Below are 16,436 nucleotides of genomic sequence, written 5' to 3'. Positions count from 1 at the left end.
TACGGTTTGGGATGATCCGGCCAAGATGGCGAATCCTGCGACGGATGAGATTTCCGCGATGAACGCTGTGCCCGCAGGGTTGGCGTTGGCCTGCCATTGCAAGGCGAGCGAGGAGACGTTGACCGCGCTGAAGGTGGAGACTTCGGTGATGGGAGGATTGGCCAAGGTGGCGGTGGAGCCCAGCGCAGTCCAATGGGTTTCCATGAGATCAGCATTTCGGGCTTTGGCATAGGCAAAATAAGTCGTGTTGGCGAGAAGCCCCGTAAATCCTGTGGACACTTGGAGCATCCAGTTTGACGCCAGAGCCGAAGAGCCCGTGCTGATCCAGGCGTAATACGAGGTGCCCGGAGCGTTGCCGTTTTCGGTCCAGGAAAAGTCGAGGCTGGAAGAAGATGAGGCGACATAAGTTCCCGTGGATACAAGGCCGGGAGCAAAAACCGCGGTGTAGCTTGATAACGCCGCGGTTTCCGCTGTTTCCCGGCCCGCGCTGTTTCGCGTTTTGGCTTTAAAGCTGTGCAAGCTCCCGGTGGAAAGCCCTGAAATTTTTCTTGCCACCCCGGGATCGTATTCTTCGTTGGTATTTTGTTCTCCCCCAACGCCGCCGATCGACCCGCCGATGGCATAAATTTTCCCGGCCGCGGCCGCAGCCACGGGCTGCTTTCTGTTGCTGGGGAGGATCGGGCCGGTCATCCAGGCATTGGTTTGGGGATCATAAACGGTATGCGTGCTTAATGTGGCGCCGCTGCAATCGCCGCTGACATCGCAGCCGCCCAGAGCGTAAATTTTTCCGCCCAGAGCGGCGGCGGCTAATTGGTACCGGCCGCCGTCCATGGATGTTTTTGCGGACCAGGAATTTGCTTGGGGGTCATATTCTTCCACCGTGGACAAAAAGCCGCCGTTAAAACCGCCGATCGCGTAAATTTTGCCGTCGACGACGGCGCTGCCCAAGCCCATCCTGGCGGTTGGCATGACTGTTTTATTGGTCCAGGCATTGGTTTGAGGATCGTACATCTCGGTTTCGTTTCGATAGGGGCCGTTGACCCCGCCGATCGCGTAAATTTTGCCGTCGACAGCTTCGGCGATGAGGTTCGACCGGCTGGTGGGCATGGATGTCTTCGTCTCCCAGGCGTCGGTTTCAGGGTCGTACATTTCATTGGTTGTCAGGTAACCGGGGTTTTCGCCGCCCATGACATAAATTTTTCCGCCCACAACCGCGGCCGCGGCATTGCGTCTGGCCGTGGGCATGGCGGTTTTTGTTTGCCAAGTGTTTGTGGCCGGGTTATAAACATCATTGCGGCCGGTGATGCCGGGACCGACATCGTGGCCGCCGATGACATAGATTTTTCCGTCAACCATCGCCACGGCCGCGGCCCGGCGCGAAGAAGGCATCCCGTCTTTCGTTGCCCAGGCATTGGAAGAAATCCAGCCCATATACGTAGCGGCTGAAGCGACGTTAATGCCGGCTGAATCTTGGCCTAAATTGGTGAATCCCGGAGACGGCGCGTACGCGGAAACGACCAAAGACGTCGTTGATATTTCTTCGATGTAAATGCGCTGCGGCGTTTCAATGGCCGTCACCGTGGCGATAGCGGCCGCATAATCCGCGTCCAAGTCCGTTGAAATTTTGACTTTGAAATAATGGGTTGTGTTGGGGTTAAGATTGACATAGCTGGTGGTTTGCTGATCGAGCGCCGTAGTTCCTGATGATTTTACGGGGACAAATCCCGAGACGGTGGAAATAGCCGCCACATAAGCAGCCGAAGGGTCCGCATTGCCGCTCCACGATGTGGATGCGGTGTCGGAGGAAACCGCGGTCCAGTTAAGATTCGTCGGCGCCGCGGCCTGGGAATCCCGGGTTCCCAACAAGACCAAGATCAAGAGCCATCGCCCAACCGCCATTTATTTCTTCCTCTTTAATATTCTTCAGCAATTTTTTTTCCAAGCCAAAGAAGAAAATAAAGGCGTTTATTGAGAGAAAAAGAGCGTATTTTTTAAGATTAGGACATGTCCTAATCTTTGGACATATGCTTGCCAAGATTCAGCCGGTCGAGCTTGTAATACAGCACGCTCCGGCTGATGCCCAGCAGGCGCGCCGCTTGCCGTTTGTTGTTTTTTGTTTTTTTAAGCGCGGACATAATGATGTCCGTTTCCCGGGCGTTTAAAGATGATTTTAGGGCGGTTGTTTTGCGCGCCGCGCGTTCGTTTTTTTGAGCGTTGTTGGCGGGTTTAACATCGTCGGTTTGTTGAAGCCCTTCGAAATGCTTGAGCTCGATGATGGTATCCGCCAGCAAACAGGCCCGTGTGATCGCGTTTTTTAATTCGCGAATATTGCCCGGCCATGGCTGTTTGATCAGCCAAGCCGATGCTTCTGCGGAACACCGGCGCACGGATTTGCCGAGGCTGCGATTGGCTTCGTTGATGAAATGTCCGGTTAACAGGGGGATGTCCTGGCGCCTGGCTTTCAGGGGCGGAAGTTTTACCGCGAATTGATTGAGGCGATACAGCAAATCTTCGCGGAACAGTCCGTTGCCTGCGGCCGCCGCTAAATTTTGATTAGCGGCGGCGATCATGCGCGCATCCACCGGGATATCTTTTTTGCCCCCCAGGCGCCGGATCATCTTTGTCTCAATGGCCCGCAACAGTTTAGCCTGAGCGCCCGGGCTCAAATTCCCGACTTCATCCAGGAACAATGTTCCTTGGAAGGCGGTTTCAAACAGGCCTAATTTTTTTGAATCAGCTCCGGTGAAAGCGCCTTGTTCGTGACCGAACAATTCGCTTTCAATCAAACCCTCCGGAATCGCGCCGCAATCCAGGGCGACGAACGGCCCTTCGTTGCGGCGGCTCCATCGATGAATCAATCGGGCCAGCATTTCTTTGCCCGAGCCTGAGTCGCCTTCCACTAAAACGGTCAAGTCCGTGGGCGCAACTTTTTTGGCCTGATCTAAAACACGCCGGATGGCCGGCGCCTCGCCCAGGAACAGCTCGCGTTCGGCCGTGGATTTAAGCTGCTCTTTGAGCGCGGTCAACTCCAACAACATGTTTTTTTCTTTCAGCGCTTTTTCGATCGCCATCCATAAAGCTTCATTGGCGATCGGCTTGGTGATGTAATTGGCCGCGCCCATTTTCATGGCCGTTACCGCGCTTTGGATATCCGCGTTACCGGTCAGAATGATCACGGGGATCGCTTCTTCCGTTTCCCGGATTTTTTTAAGAAGCCCCAGTCCCGGCCCGTCGTCGAGGGTCAGATCGAGAAGCATCAAATCGACCGCTTGCTGTTCGAGGATGCGGGCGGCCTGCCGTCCGCTGGACGCCCCCAGCGTCCGGCTTCCTTTGGCTTCAAGGTATCGCTGAAGCGTTTCAACAAGCTGGGCGTCGTCGTCCACAACGAGGATAGTCGTCATGGTTGAAGCCCCGGAAAAGCGACGATGACCGAAGTCCCCCGGCTCTGTTCGCTGGACCAGGCGGCCCGGGCGTTGTGCTGCTCAAAAATTTGTTTGGCGATATAGACGCCCAGCCCCGTCCCCGTTTCTTTGGTGCTCAAGAACGGCTGACCCACTTGATTCAGAATCGCTGCATCGATGCCCGGACCCGTATCTTGAATGTTCAGGATCAATTGTTGATTTTCTGATTTAAGGCCGATAGTCAGAGTTCCGCCTGAGGGCATGGCTTCCACGGCATTGGCCAGCACATTGTACAGGGCCCCTTGAAGAATATAGGGGTCCAGAAGGATTTCAGGCGCCGGCCCGAAGTCTTTGATGATTTTGATGTTTTGTTTTTTTACCGCCGGTTCAATGGGCAGAAGAGCCGCCTCAATGACATTCACCAATGATCCGCGTTCCAGCCGGCAAGCGCCGGATTTGGCCATATTTAAGAGCGCGGCCGTCATTTTGCTCAACCGTTCCGTGCTTTTTGCGATGCTGTCCAGGTTTTCTTTGAGTTTAGGAGAGGGCGAGCAAAATTCCAGGGCGAATTCCGCGCTGGACTGGATGATTTGAAGCGGCGAGCGCATCTGATGCGCGAATGAGGCTGCGATTTGGCCCAAGGTGCCCAAACGTTGAAGCCTTAAAAAAGTTTCTCGGAGGATTTTATGTTCAAGATTCAAATCGGGTCCCGCCGGAGGCATGACCCAGATCAAGTAGCCCAGCGGCTGGTTTTGTCCCGGTTCGATCAACGCTTCGAGCGTCAGTTGGACGGGCATGTTTTGTTGTTTATTGATGCGCAGCGCGGTGGCGTAATTTCTCAAAACGCCGGGGGCGCCTTCGCCGAAGAGGCGTTGGGCTTCGCCGCCGGCCATGAAGTCGCCCCAAAGCCGGCCCACGAGCTCCTGACGAGTCAATCCCAAAATTTCCTCGGCGCCGCGGCTGACCGTATAAATTTTTTTCCCGGCGTCGAGCGCCACAATGGCTTCCCGTGATTCTTCAAAAGCGGCGATGAAAAACTTATCCTCCAGGCGCCGTCGTTCCGATCGCGCGTTAAGCATGCTTTTTCCTCAATAAGGCGCGGTAATGATTGACCAGACGGACGGTGACCGGTCCAAAGCCGGCTTGCGCCAGGCGATCGGCCATGCGGCGTCCCGTGAGATTGCTTGTTTGCGCCGCAAATTCCGCGATTTTGCGCCGGATCAGGCGGCCCCGGCCCGGCGCCAAATCTTTTAACAGCACGACTTGGCCTTGAGGCGTTTGAACGGCTCGATGGTTTAAAAGACGGCAGCAAACGCTGGGGTGAACGCCTGATTGCCGGGCGAGTTGCCGTTGGGTCAGCGCTTGAAGCTTTTCCGTTTCACCGGAAAGAAAAAAAGTTTTTTGCGTTTCGATCAAGCCCAGGCAAAGAGCTTCGAGCGCCGTCTGTTTTTTATTGGCGAGTTCGATCGCCGCGATCAAGCGTTCGAGCGTGCGCCGTTTGTGCGGGGGTAGATTTTTTCGCAGCGCGGCGAGCGCCTCATGGTTGATCAGATAGCGGCCCCGGGCGTAGCGCGCTGAAAAAACGCCTAGGGAAAGCGTGCCGTCGTTGTTTTTATCGATACGCGCGATGATTTTAACCGGCAGGTGCGCTCCGGGCCCTGGGGCAGCGATGAATCCGGGGCTTTTGGTGAGGACTTCTTCCGTGAAACGCCGGATGTCCGAGGCTTGTTCCTGGGTCAGGTTGCAGGTGGCCGCTATATAAGGGAGGGGAAGCCCCTGTTCTTCATAAAGGAAGAAGCGTTCAAAACGTTCCCGGCCCAAATGCCGGATGAGGGTGACGGTTTCGTCATGATTATCGATTAAGTTCCAGTCAAAGGAGCTTTCCGCGGCCGCGGTTTGTTCGGAAAAGAGGAATCCGGGCGCCTGCCAATGGGCAAAGCGCCTGCGGGTTAATACCGGTGGCAGCCCCGCCCCGGGCCGAAGCAATTCTTGAAATAAGATTTCGGATTCCAGCCGGTTGAGCTGCTGTTCGTACCGGTTTTCAGGCAACCGGATGATTGCGCCCAGGCGCACGCCCAGGGCGGTCCGTCCGATGGCGTTCAGAGACGACCGAAGCGCTGTTTTTAAAGTGAAAGGTTTCTCCATCCCTTCTATAATTTAACCCCGATTCCGGAAAAAATCAGTAATGTCTTAAAAATTGGACATGGGGTATGAAATTAAAATTTAAGGCCGTGCTCTTCGACATGGACGGCGTCTTGATCGATAGTTTGCGCGCCTGGCGGGCCACGGTCAACGAAGCCTTGCGGCAACTGGGCTATCCTCAAGTTTCTTTTCGCCGCTTCAAGGCGGATTTCGGGCAGGGGACATCTGCGGACAGCGAAAACTATATGCAGGGCCGGGAAAACCCGGACGATCTGGAGCGTCTTTACAGCCGTCTTTTCTTAAAGCACATCCCGCTTATTCGACCCATCCCAGGCGCGCTGTCCTTGCTTCGCGCTTTGGATAAGAAAAAAATAAAAATCGCCTGCGTCACCAATTCCAACCGCCGCATCGCCTTGAAGGTGCTTAAGCAGGCCAAGCTTTTTTCTTTATTAGATATTGTGATCGCGGGCGACGATGTTAAAAATCATAAACCGCATCCTGAGATGGTCAACGAGGCGCTTCAAAAACTGGGCGTCTCGTCCAAGGATGCGTTAATGATCGGCGATTCGATTTTTGATCAACAAGCCGCTCGCGCCGCCGGCGTCCCCTTTATCTCTTTCAGACGCCGGATGACCGGAGCCGTTACGACTTGGGATTTGCGAACGTTATTTAAGCTGAAGTTTCTTCAAAAAAGTTCGATTCCCGGAAGCTGAAGTAACCCTCCCGGCCCACGATGATGTGATCGAGAAAACGCAAATCAAGCGCTTGCGCGGTCCGGGCGATTTTTCGGGTCAATGCCTTGTCTTCCAGCGAAGGGTCGGGCTGCCCGCTGGGGTGATTGTGCACCAGGATCAGCCCTGAGGCGCGGCAGGATAGGGCTTCCTCCACGATTCGTCTCGGATAGACAGGAGCTTGGTCGATGGTTCCCTGGCCCACGGTTTTTTCCGCGATCAAGCGGTTGCGCGCATCAAGGAAAAGAGCGAGCACCAGTTCGTGGCCTTTGCCCGCCAGCGTCAGGCGGCAATAATCCGCGACGCCGGCCGGATTATTGAGCAAATGTTGTTTTTCAATGCGATTTTTTAAATAAGCGCCGGCCACGTTTTTGATTAGGCCCAGCAATTGAGCGGCGCGCGGCCCGATTCCGGGAACGCGCTCAAGTTCCTTGGGGCCGGCGTCGAAAACCCCGGCCAAGCTTTTAAATTCTTGGAGCAGGGCTTTAGCCGGCGGTTTGGTGTCTTTCCTGGCGATGGCATAGGTCAAGAGAATTTCCAGGATTTCATAATCTTGGAAACCGTTTAAGCCGCCGTTTTCCAATCGCCGGCGCAGCCGCCGGCGATGACCGGCGGATGAAGACTTCAGCGGCGCTGCGATTGTCGTATTCATCAACGCAGCGCCTTGGCCAAAAGCGGCAGGCTGATATCGTAGCGATAGTTGATGCTCATATGCCCGTCGTTGAATTCTTCATGGCGGCGCTTGATGCCGCGGCGTTTCATCTCGGCGGCTAAAGCCCGCGCCCCCCAATGAAGGTTGAATTCGTCTTTTGTGCCGCAGTCGATGTAAATCAGACGAAGTTTTTTCAGATTGTTGGCGTATCGCTTGACCATGCGCACCGGATCCCAGTTTTGCCAGCGCTTCCAAACATCGGGCCGGAAAACGCCGGTGTCAAGATCAAAAGGGAAGTCGATGCCCAGATGAGGCGATTTGGGATTCGGGGAATAATGCGCGGCCATGGCCAGGATATTCAACGGCCGCATATGGATTCCCCGGTGACGATTAGGGTCGGCCCAAAAAATTTTCAGCCATTTCGTCGGGCCGCCCGCTTTACGGAACGCGTCCAAGGCGTTGGAGACGTCGGGAATATAGGAGAGCTCAAAATTCGAATCCCCGGAATGATCGGCCAACGCTTTGAACACATCCGGGTTCCTCATGCCCAGGACGATGGACCCGTAACCGCCCGAGGATTTTCCGAACACGCCCCAATGCCCGGTCGAGTAGCGCTCATTGACGAAGGGGATGATTTCTTTCAACAGATAATCTTCGTAAGGCCCGGTGGCCGAAGAATTGATGTATTGATTGCCGCCCAAGCGCGTGAAGCAGTCCGGCGCAGCGACGATGACCGGCGGGCATTTCCCGGAAATGATCAGACGGTCGAGGCGCAATTTCAAGCCTTCGCCCAAGGGATCGATATTGAAGAGCTGCCCGCCTGTTCCCGTAAAACCGACGACCGCCAAAAGAGCCGGGTAGCGGCGGCTGGAATCATAGCCCGGAGGCAGGTAGATATGAAGGTTGCGCTCCGTTGGGTCTTTTAAAGGATTCCCGCGCAGGACACGGCTTTGATGGCGGTGGATAATGAGATGCCCCTGTTTAATCATGGGTTAGATTTTGGCATTTCAGCGCGCGGCTCGGCTTCGAAGTCTTTTTATTCGAAGAGGACGGGACAGATTTCAAAATCCCCCCACTCCTCCATCTGGATAAAAGACCGCTTTGGTTTCGAGCTGCGCGTTTACCCAACCGCAAGAAGCTGATTATCCCAGATTTTCTGGAACAAAATGTGCCAGTAACTGCATCCAAAGGCAAGCGCGTCGGTAAAAAGAGAACTGCATTGTCATTCCACAATTTGGAGACTCTTCGAATGATTGGGGTAAGCTGGTCCGGTAATGGGCTTTCGATAATGGGCCGTTGCGAACGGCCGCCAGAATGCGGTCTTGGAGACTTCCGGCCGACTCTACCTTAGAATCCTGGCGAGCCGTGTCGCCCACGTGGAAATTCTGGGGACAGCTAACTTATCTCCGCGTCTCCTGAATTTTCTCAAAATTTATTTCTTGTAAGCGCCGTGGCGCCAGACGCGGTTGTGCGGTAACGTTGAAGGCGGCTGTTGGGCTTTCCGGGAATGGTCATTTCAAGCCAGCCAGCAGCCAAAAGAGGTTCAAGGTAGGCCATTTGGAAGTGGGGGCGATTTTTCAATTTGATAATTTCTTGAAGTTTTTTGCTGGAATGCGGCTCATGGGCAGCCTTTAAGAGCGCAACGACTTGTTCGGTGACTTGTATGGCGACTTGTTCGGTGACTTGTATGGTACGTCCAACATTGACTCTAAACTTAACGACTGTCGCGCCGGTTATTTCGTGAAATTTGGGTGGAGGGATGCCATGTTTACGGCACTGCTCAATCACGCGGTTTGTTCCTCGTCCCCACTTTTCTATAAGCCCAGCGCGATGGAAAACTTCGGCAATAATAGGGTTGCGTTGAATTGATTGATGCTCGCGGGATAAGGCGGCAGGGGTTATGCCCGCTGGTAAAGTGCCGGCGCTCCAGACTTCAACCCGGTCATCAAAAATAGCAAGCGATATGGCTCCGCCCGCAATGGTATAGTCCCGGTGTATCAAGGCATTAACCAGTATTTCGCGTATTGCTTCCGTTGGGATAAGGGGGCGGTCCACTCGCACCATGCTTCCCATCTCAATGCGACCTGGCAAAGGGAAGTGGCGTTGGCAGAAAAGGTAAGCTTCTCCGAGTAGTTTAAAGGCTGGCCCCCGAATTTGCCGCTGATCCAGAAATTCTGTTTTATCCTTGCCGCGAAAGCGGGCCATCCGAAGTTCACATTGAGGAAAATCCGGAAGAAAGCGCTTTCCAAATAGAACTACGGCTGCTCGAAAAATCTTTCCCTTTTCCGCTACTCCGAGTCGTCCAAGAATAGCTCCCAAGTCCCTGCCTGCTGGCCCTATGAGTCTGTCCGCAAAGCGCGCCTCTTTCACGAACCGATAAACCTCTTCCCGGTCAATGTCCCGAATGCTCGTTCCCTCTGCTTGCTGATTCTCCCAACGACGCTTGCTATGCATCCTCGCAAGGAGAAGTTGCTCATAGCGCTTCTGGGGCATGACCCGAGTGGTACTCTCAATGCGTTCATAGGCTCTCCCTGCAAAGGAAAAAGGAATGGAATCGTAAATACTGTCGGCGTGCAAAACAAGGACTTCAAGGCCTTTTTTTAAGCTAACTCGCTCCGTTCTGATGCGTGCCGGAGGTTCAAAGCCATCTATGGCTTGGGCGATTTCACGCAGGGTCTTGTCGGCGACTTGCTGGCCCGTGATGGCTCCGTCCGGCTTGACGCCGATAAGCACTTGGCCGCCCTCTCCATTTAAAAAAGCGCAGGCTGTTTGCAGGGCTTCCTTTAATTCGCCCGTGGAACGCTTAAATTCAAGCTGAGGCCCTTCGCCTTTGGCCACGAGCCGCCTTAATTCTTTTTTATTCATGTTTACCAATGAAGGGAACAGCTTATTTTAGACCATACGAACCGTTAAAATGTGCGGCCCCTGGATATGCCATCGCCAAAGTCTTGCCAGCGGGGGCTTTCAACAGTCTTAAACAGCGGCCTTCAAAATTGGAAAACGTCATTTCATGGGTACTGGCCAGGGTCTCTTCAATCGAAGCCGCCAGGATTCCTGGATAGTAAGCATCCTTGGCAATGGTTAGGATTCTTGTCTTGAGGTGTTGGTTAAGGCAGACATAGATAATTCCCATTGCCGGCTCGCGGCTGGCGGGTTTGAGTCTGTCCCACATCCTGGCGTAGCGTTTGCGGCTTTTTTTTGAGAGCCCCACCTCGACCCGCATCCAGCGGCCTTGGTGTTTTATGACTAGATCGGGAAGCGGCGTTCTTAAAGAAAAACCTCTTTCTCGCGCTTTGTCAGGTTGGCGTAAATATCCGGCCACAAAGAAAGGCGGTAAAGCTAACCAAGGGTTTGAAACGAGTAACGCAATGCGGAGAGAGTGGGATTCGAACCCACGAGGGCCATAAAGACCCTACAGGTTTTCGAGACCTGCGCCTTCAACCGCTCGGCCATCTCTCCAAACAACAATGAAAATTCAGCGAGACGATGTTTATTATCCCATAAGCGGGTTTTATTCGGTAGCGGGAGGTGTCTTTGGTTGGCACTTTTGTTGCAAAAAGAATTAGGTAAATTGCCCCTGGCGGCAGGATAAGTCAAGAGTTACAATCAGTTTGAGAAAGAAGGAGGCAAAATTTTTGCCGGTTGTTGATATTTGGATCGCCGGAGCCGCCGGCGACGGCGTGCAGTCCACCTCCGAGATGCTGGGTAAAATCGCGGCCCGCTCCGGACTCCATGTCTATATTTACAATTCTTATCAATCCGCGATTCGCGGGGGCTACGTTTACGCGCAGGTCCGCGTGTCGGACAAAAAAGCTTGGTTGAACGGTGATCGTTGGGATATTTTGATGGCTTTAAATACGGATGCCGTCACCCGGCATCAGCCTTGGGCCAATCAAAAAGCCGTTCTTCTTTTTAATTCGGACCGGGCGAAATGCCCAGCCGGAATCACCGGCATCGGCATGCCGATTTCGGAAATCGTTCCCAACCCGCTCATGCAAAACGTGGTTTTTTTGGGCGCGGCGCTGAAGCTGTGCGGCCTTCCTTTGGAGAAATTAGAAAAAGCCATTTTGGAAACCTTCGGGAAAAAATCCAAAGAAGTGCAGGAGGCGAATTTAAAGGCGGCCAGAGAAGGCGCGGGCCGGGCCGAAGAATTCGCGGGGCGCTTTAAAATGCCGATGACCGAGAAATCCTATTGCCTGATGACCGGCAATCAAGCCCTGGCATTAGGCGGAGCGCAGGGCGGCGTGCGTTTTTACGCGGCTTACCCGATGACCCCGGCTTCCGGCGTTCTTCATTGGATGGCGGATCACGCCCAGAAATTGGGTATTGCGGTGATGCAGCCCGAAGATGAGATCAGCGTCATCAATATGGCCATCGGCGCTTCTTTCGCCGGGGCGCGCTCCATGGTGGCGACTTCAGGCGGCGGTTTCGCTTTGATGACGGAAGCGGTGGGCCTGGCGGCCATGACGGAAACGCCGCTGGTGGTCATCAATGTCTGCCGCGCCGGTCCCTCGACCGGGGTGCCCACGAAAACAGAACAGGGAGATTTATTTCAGGTGTTGGGAGCCGGCCAGGGTGATTATCCCAGGGCCGTGATCGCCCCACTTGATGTCGCGGATGCGTTTAATATGGCGCAGGCGGCATTGAACCTGGCGGACCGTTATCAAATGCCGGTTTTGATGATCTCCGATCTTCTTTTATCGGAACACAATGAGACGCTGGATGCCGGTGAATTAAAGCGGTTGCCTATCGATAGGGGCGAATGGGCTAAAACCAACGGCGATAAATTCAAGCGTTATCTATTCACGCCTACGGGTGTTTCGCCGCGCGCCAAACCGGGCATGGACGATTACTTTATTTTTACGGCGGGATCGGACGAGCATGATGAGCGCGGATTTTTGATTTCGGATGTTGAGACGAATCCCGTCATCCGCAAAAAAATGATGGAAAAACGTATGCGCAAAATGGACGGGGTGATGCGGGAAATGCCCCCTAATGTGTTGCTAGGGGACCAGAACGCCCAATTAACGTTGATCGGCTGGGGCTCCATGTATAACCTATTGTCCGCTTTGGTTGAGCGCGGCCGGGAAACAGGGAAAAAAATCAATGCCTTGGCCATCAGAAGCGTTTGGCCTTTTCGCGCCGAGGAAGTCGCTTCTGTTTTGAAAAAAGCTAAAAAAACATTGTTGATCGAGGCGAATTTTACGGGCCAAATGGGCCGCTTGATCCGCCAGGAAACGGGCATCGACATCCCTTATCATTGCCTGAAATACGACGGGGAGCCTTTTTATTTGGAGAACACCTGGGAAGTGATCGAACGCGCGTATGCGGGAAAAGCGAAGAATCGAGAAACGCTGTTGACGCCTTATGGAGTGACTGATGCCGGCCTCCATCACTGAAGCTCAATTTCGTTCGGAGACCAAGCCGGATTGGTGCCCCAGTTGCGGGGATTTTGCGGTTCTATCGGGTCTGATCAAGGGATTGACCCAGACCGGCATCGCTCCTAAGGACGTGGCCGTGGTGTCGGGCATCGGCTGCTCATCGAATCTTCCCGGGTTTATCCGCACTTATGGTTTTCATAGCCTGCACGGCCGGTCCATCCCCGTGGCCACCGGCGTCAAACTCGCCAACCCCAACCTTCATGTCGTCGTAACCGGCGGTGACGGCGACGGTTACGGCATCGGCATCGGCCATTTCATCCATGCCATGCGTCGGAATTTAAACATCACTTATATTGTGATGAACAATGAGGTGTACGGATTGACCACGGGCCAAATCTCGCCGACCTCAGAGAAGGGCCATGTCACTAAAACCACGCCTCAGGGCTCTTTGGAAGAGCCGATTAACCCCGTTGTTCTGGCGATTGCCGCGGGAGCCACGTTCGTGGCCCGTGCCTTTTCCGGAGACCCTAACCATATGGCCAAAATCATCGGCCAGGGCATCAGCCATAAGGGCTTTTCCCTGATTGATGTTTTTTCTCCTTGCGTCACATTCAATAAGCTCAATACTTATGATTATTTCCGCAAGCGCGTTTTTAAGCTGGAAGACGAGAGCCATGATCCGGCGAATTTTAACTCAGCCATGGAGAAAGCCTCCATGGGCAATGAAAAAATTCCATTGGGCGTTTTATGGAAGACCGAACGCCCGACCTTGGACGCCGAAAAGCTTAAAGGGTCAACCTTCCCCGCCGAATGGAACGGCTCATCCGGATTAACGGATCAGCAGTTCGAGTCGTTGCTCGCTGAATTAAAGTAGGGATCGTACGCGGATTCTTTAGGCGGGCTTGAGGCCCTTGGCCATCACCAGCTCATAAGGCAGAGCCAAGCGTCCATTTTTTTGGTAGGTAGCGGCCAGTGTCCGCACGTCCTTTTCAACAACGACCTGAGTGTCTTTAGGGAGGCTTTCGAGCATTCCCTTTGTTTTTCCGGCGCCGGCGATGAGCGTGGTCCAGTATTCTTCGAAGCTGTCGAATTCAAAAATACCTTCAAGGCGTTTTTCTTCAACGTTCGCGAAGCCCGCCTCGCTGAAAGCATTCGTTAACACGCCCGCCGGCCCGAAGGCGTAGAGCGTGGGCGCTCCGGGAATTTTAAGCCAGGGCGCGTGTTTGACCATGGTTTTCTGCACGATGCTGGTAAAAATCATTTTATCCGGTGTTCCTTGCACCGAAACCAGCAGGCGCCCCTGGGGCTTTAAGACTTTTTTAATTTCGAGCAGGGCTTTCTTGGGTTCGGCAAAAAGCATCAATCCCAATTGGCATAAAGCGGCGTCGAAGGAATTCGGGGGGAGGGGCAGGGATTCCGCGTTCATTTCTTTAAACGAAATTTGTTGAACATTCATGCCCTTGGCCCGCTCCTGGGCCAATTGAATCATTTCATTCGAGAGATCGATGCCTAGGATCGAACCCGATGAGCCGATTTGTTGCGCGGCCGCGAAGCTCACGATCCCTGAGCCGCAGGCCACGTCCAAGATGTTTTCGCCGGGCTTGAGGCGGGCCCAATCCGCCATGGCCAGGGCAAAGCGTTCGAAGAAACGCCGGGCGATTTTTTCATCATAATTTCGGGCGGCCCGGTTCCAGGCTTCTTTTGATTCCTGAGTGAAGCGCCCAGGGTTAAAAATCGGAGTCTCCGGCATAGGGTTTGATTCTAGATTTTTCCGTCTTTCCCTGCTAAACCTTGGGTAGACGCCGAGCATGAGAGACGGTGCTTTATATGAACAAGGGAGGGTGTTCCCGGAATATGATTGTTTTGGGGACGGCTGGATTGATGGCGGTCGGAGCGTGGGCTGAAACTTCCGGAAAAACCGCGTTGACGCTCACGCTTGAGGCCGCCATCGAGAGGGCCGTTTCATCAAATTTCATTCTGCGCGCCGCGGAGCGTGAACTGGAGGCGTTGCGCGCCGTCACCGCGGTCGCGGGCGCGGCCAATAATCCAGAAGTCGGTTTTTCTCTGGAGGGAGCCGAACGGGGAACAACCGAAACAGCGGACGCGGTTAAGGAAATCGGCGTCAGCCAAACGTTCAGCCTGGGCAAACTGGCGCTGAAGCGCTCGTTGGCCCGTTTCGATTATGAGGCGGCCAAGGAACGCCTGGAGGCTTTGAGGGCCGAAATTCGCCGGGGCGTGAAGGAACATTATTGGGACGCGGCGCTGGCCGAGGACCGCGTGATTTTTGCCAAGGAGAATCATCGATTTCAGCAGCGGTTCTTGGCGCGCATTCAAGACCGTTTTCAGTCGGGGCAAGTCAACGCCGCGGATGTGGCCCGGGCGCGTCTTGAGACCGAACGCGCCCGCAACGACGTTTTGCTGGCGGAGCGCGACGTCAAAACGGCCCGCGCCAGACTCAATCGCCTGATGGGCGAACCCATCGGCCGGATCGTTGAATTGTCCGAGCATCCGGAGGAGATTCAATTGACGCTGGACGCCGTTGGGCTGGCGCGGGAAGCCGCAACCCTGCGATCGGAATTGCGTGAAATTCATTCGCGAACCCAGGGAGCCCGGATCGCCCGCCGGCTGGCCGGGGCCGATCTTTGGCGACCTGATTTAACGACCAATTTTATCTGGCAAAGAGGCGCGCGGGACGATAGCCGCCCAAGCTGGGGGGCGGGCGCGGCTTTGCAAGTTCCTCTGTTTAATCAATATGGGGGCCGCCGCCGCGAGGCGCGGGCCAATGAGCAAGCCGTTGAGTGGCGCCGCCGCGACGTCGAGGCTTCGATCGAGCAGGACGTTCTGGAGGCTTTTTGGAATTGGGAATTGGCGGGGCAGCAGGTGCGGTTGTGGCGCGATGCTTTGGACCAAGGGACGGAAGCGATGCGTTTGGCCGAGCAACAGTATATGGACGGGGAGGATGACCTGCTCGTTTTTATCGCGGCCCGGCGCGAATTCGTGGCCGCCACCCTCGAGTATCTGGCGTCATTGCGCAATCATCATGTGAGCTTGGCGCTATTGGAACAGGCGGTCGCCCGGGATCTCACGCCATGAGGCGGGGCCCGTCATTGAAAGCCGCCGGCGTTTTATCGGCGTGTTTGAGTTTTTCGTTATTGGCGTCCGGCGGGAGGGATCATGACGAAGGAGATCGTCATCATGAAGAGCCGAACGTGTCGTTGACCCAAGAGCAATACTTGTCCGCCGGGATTAAAACGGAAAAAGCCGCGCGCCGCTCCTTCGCCATCGAAGTCGAGGCGTTGGGTGAAATTGCGTCGGATACCGACCGAGTGGTTCAATTGCGGCCCCAGGTTTCCGGCACGGCCGCGGATATTTTGGTTTCGATCGGCGATACGGTGGATGCCGGCGATGTCATTTTGGTGTATCGTCCGGGCGCCGACGGCGCCGAAGGCCCGGCGTTGACCGCCTCGCGTCCCGGCGTTGTCGTGGGGCTGTTCGTGGCTCCGGGTAGCCATTTGGACACGGCGGTTCCCGTAGCCACCTTGGCCGATATCTCGCGTTTACGCTGCAGCTTGGACGTATATGAAAAAGACATCGCTAGGATTAAGAAAGGCCAGGCGGTTCGTTTCAGCGCCACCGCTTTTCCGAAAGAGACGTTCGACGGGATCGTGACGTATATTTCCCCCCGCGTCGATCCCCATTCCAGGACCATTCGAGTGCGCGCGGATATCGCGAACCAGGGCGGCCGGTTGAAGTTCGGCATGTTTATTGTGGGGCGGATCCGGGTCAGCGTGCGTTCCGTGCTAGCTGTTTCGGAATCCGCGATTCAAAAGTACGAAGGCCGGACCATTGTTTTTGTCGCTTCGAAAAAAACCCCGGGCCGATACGTTTTTGCTCCCAACGCCGTCACGATCGGCGAACGTTCCGGTTCCTATGTGGAAGTTACCAGCGGGTTGAAGGTTTCCGATGAGGTGGCCGTCAAGGGCAGCTTTTTGTTGAAGTCCGAACTGGCTAAAGAGGAAATGGGCGGCCATTCCCATTAGGGCTTGGAAAGGAATAATATGCGCATTTGGCTGGGCGATTTTGGGCTGCGACTTTGCCGAATTTTTCTAACGTGCTTTTCAAGCACGCG

14 protein-coding genes and 1 tRNA gene are annotated in these 16,436 nt (G+C 54.7%); 5 read left to right on the top strand and 10 right to left on the bottom strand.

The window, feature by feature from the left end:
• From HYT79_11680 to HYT79_11665, 4 genes are all read right to left on the bottom strand, one after another.
• Positions 1–1,899 (bottom strand): hypothetical protein (locus HYT79_11680; protein MBI2071244.1); only part of this gene is annotated, 1,899 nt, incomplete at its 3' end.
• A gap of 110 nt (positions 1,900–2,009) precedes the next feature.
• Positions 2,010–3,401: a sigma-54-dependent Fis family transcriptional regulator gene (locus HYT79_11675; protein ID MBI2071243.1), complete on the bottom strand. Its 1,392-nt coding sequence runs from the start codon at positions 3,399–3,401 to the stop codon at positions 2,010–2,012.
• Entirely contained in the window at positions 3,398–4,480 is a 1,083-nt protein-coding gene (locus tag HYT79_11670) for a PAS domain S-box protein (GenBank protein MBI2071242.1), read from the bottom strand. Before HYT79_11670 ends, HYT79_11675 begins: the two co-directional genes overlap by 4 nt.
• Positions 4,473–5,546 (bottom strand): hypothetical protein, encoded by a 1,074-nt coding sequence (locus HYT79_11665; GenBank protein ID MBI2071241.1) that lies wholly within the window; start codon positions 5,544–5,546, stop codon positions 4,473–4,475. Before HYT79_11665 ends, HYT79_11670 begins: the two co-directional genes overlap by 8 nt.
• 65 nt (positions 5,547–5,611) lie before the next feature.
• On the opposite strand from HYT79_11665, the gene HYT79_11660 reads away from it, so the two are divergent.
• Positions 5,612–6,256, top strand: a complete 645-nt coding sequence (locus tag HYT79_11660) for an HAD family hydrolase (GenBank protein MBI2071240.1) — start codon at positions 5,612–5,614, stop codon at positions 6,254–6,256.
• Here the strand turns inward: HYT79_11660 and radC are convergent.
• The 5 genes from radC to HYT79_11635 all read right to left on the bottom strand — a co-directional run bounded on the left by radC (position 6,213) and on the right by HYT79_11635 (position 10,385).
• On the bottom strand, positions 6,213–6,926 hold the full coding sequence (gene radC / locus HYT79_11655; GenBank protein MBI2071239.1) for a DNA repair protein RadC: 714 nt from the start codon (positions 6,924–6,926) through the stop codon (positions 6,213–6,215). The genes HYT79_11660 and radC overlap by 44 nt on opposite strands.
• The gene (locus HYT79_11650) at positions 6,926–7,915 is read right to left on the bottom strand and encodes an esterase (protein ID MBI2071238.1); all 990 of its coding nucleotides are present in this window, start codon (positions 7,913–7,915) and stop codon (positions 6,926–6,928) included. Before HYT79_11650 ends, radC begins: the two co-directional genes overlap by 1 nt.
• A gap of 436 nt (positions 7,916–8,351) precedes the next feature.
• On the bottom strand, positions 8,352–9,791 hold the full coding sequence (locus HYT79_11645) for a putative DNA binding domain-containing protein (GenBank protein MBI2071237.1): 1,440 nt from the start codon (positions 9,789–9,791) through the stop codon (positions 8,352–8,354).
• A 22-nt stretch (positions 9,792–9,813) separates the two neighbouring features.
• Positions 9,814–10,248: a hypothetical protein gene (locus HYT79_11640; protein MBI2071236.1), complete on the bottom strand. Its 435-nt coding sequence runs from the start codon at positions 10,246–10,248 to the stop codon at positions 9,814–9,816.
• A gap of 49 nt (positions 10,249–10,297) precedes the next feature.
• A tRNA-Ser gene (locus HYT79_11635) sits at positions 10,298–10,385 on the bottom strand.
• Positions 10,386–10,561: 176 nt separating this feature from the next.
• Here HYT79_11635 and HYT79_11630 point away from each other — a divergent pair.
• Both HYT79_11630 and HYT79_11625 read left to right on the top strand, forming a co-directional pair.
• Positions 10,562–12,325 carry a 2-oxoacid:acceptor oxidoreductase subunit alpha gene (locus HYT79_11630; protein ID MBI2071235.1) on the top strand — a complete coding sequence of 588 codons (1,764 nt, stop codon included), beginning with the start codon at positions 10,562–10,564 and terminating at the stop codon, positions 12,323–12,325.
• A complete protein-coding gene (locus HYT79_11625) occupies positions 12,306–13,181 on the top strand; it encodes a 2-oxoacid:ferredoxin oxidoreductase subunit beta (GenBank protein MBI2071234.1) in 876 nt (291 codons plus the stop codon). The genes HYT79_11630 and HYT79_11625 overlap by 20 nt, the downstream gene beginning before the upstream one ends.
• Positions 13,182–13,199: 18 nt before the next feature.
• Here HYT79_11625 and HYT79_11620 read toward each other — a convergent pair whose 3' ends face one another.
• Entirely contained in the window at positions 13,200–14,057 is an 858-nt protein-coding gene (locus HYT79_11620) for a methyltransferase domain-containing protein (protein MBI2071233.1), read from the bottom strand.
• 104 nt (positions 14,058–14,161) lie between these two features.
• On the opposite strand from HYT79_11620, the gene HYT79_11615 reads away from it, so the two are divergent.
• Positions 14,162–15,400, top strand: coding sequence for a TolC family protein (locus tag HYT79_11615; protein MBI2071232.1), 1,239 nt, complete (start codon positions 14,162–14,164; stop codon positions 15,398–15,400).
• Positions 15,397–16,347, top strand: a complete 951-nt coding sequence (locus HYT79_11610; GenBank protein MBI2071231.1) for an efflux RND transporter periplasmic adaptor subunit — start codon at positions 15,397–15,399, stop codon at positions 16,345–16,347. The genes HYT79_11615 and HYT79_11610 overlap by 4 nt, the downstream gene beginning before the upstream one ends.
• The last annotated feature ends 89 nt before the right edge of the window (positions 16,348–16,436 follow it).

Source organism: Elusimicrobiota bacterium (assembly GCA_016180815.1).
In the GTDB taxonomy this organism is placed as follows: domain Bacteria; phylum Elusimicrobiota; class Elusimicrobia; order JACQPE01; family JACQPE01; genus JACPAN01.
Note: the sequence above shows the minus strand (reverse complement) of the source record. Positions and strands in the feature narration are given on the sequence as shown.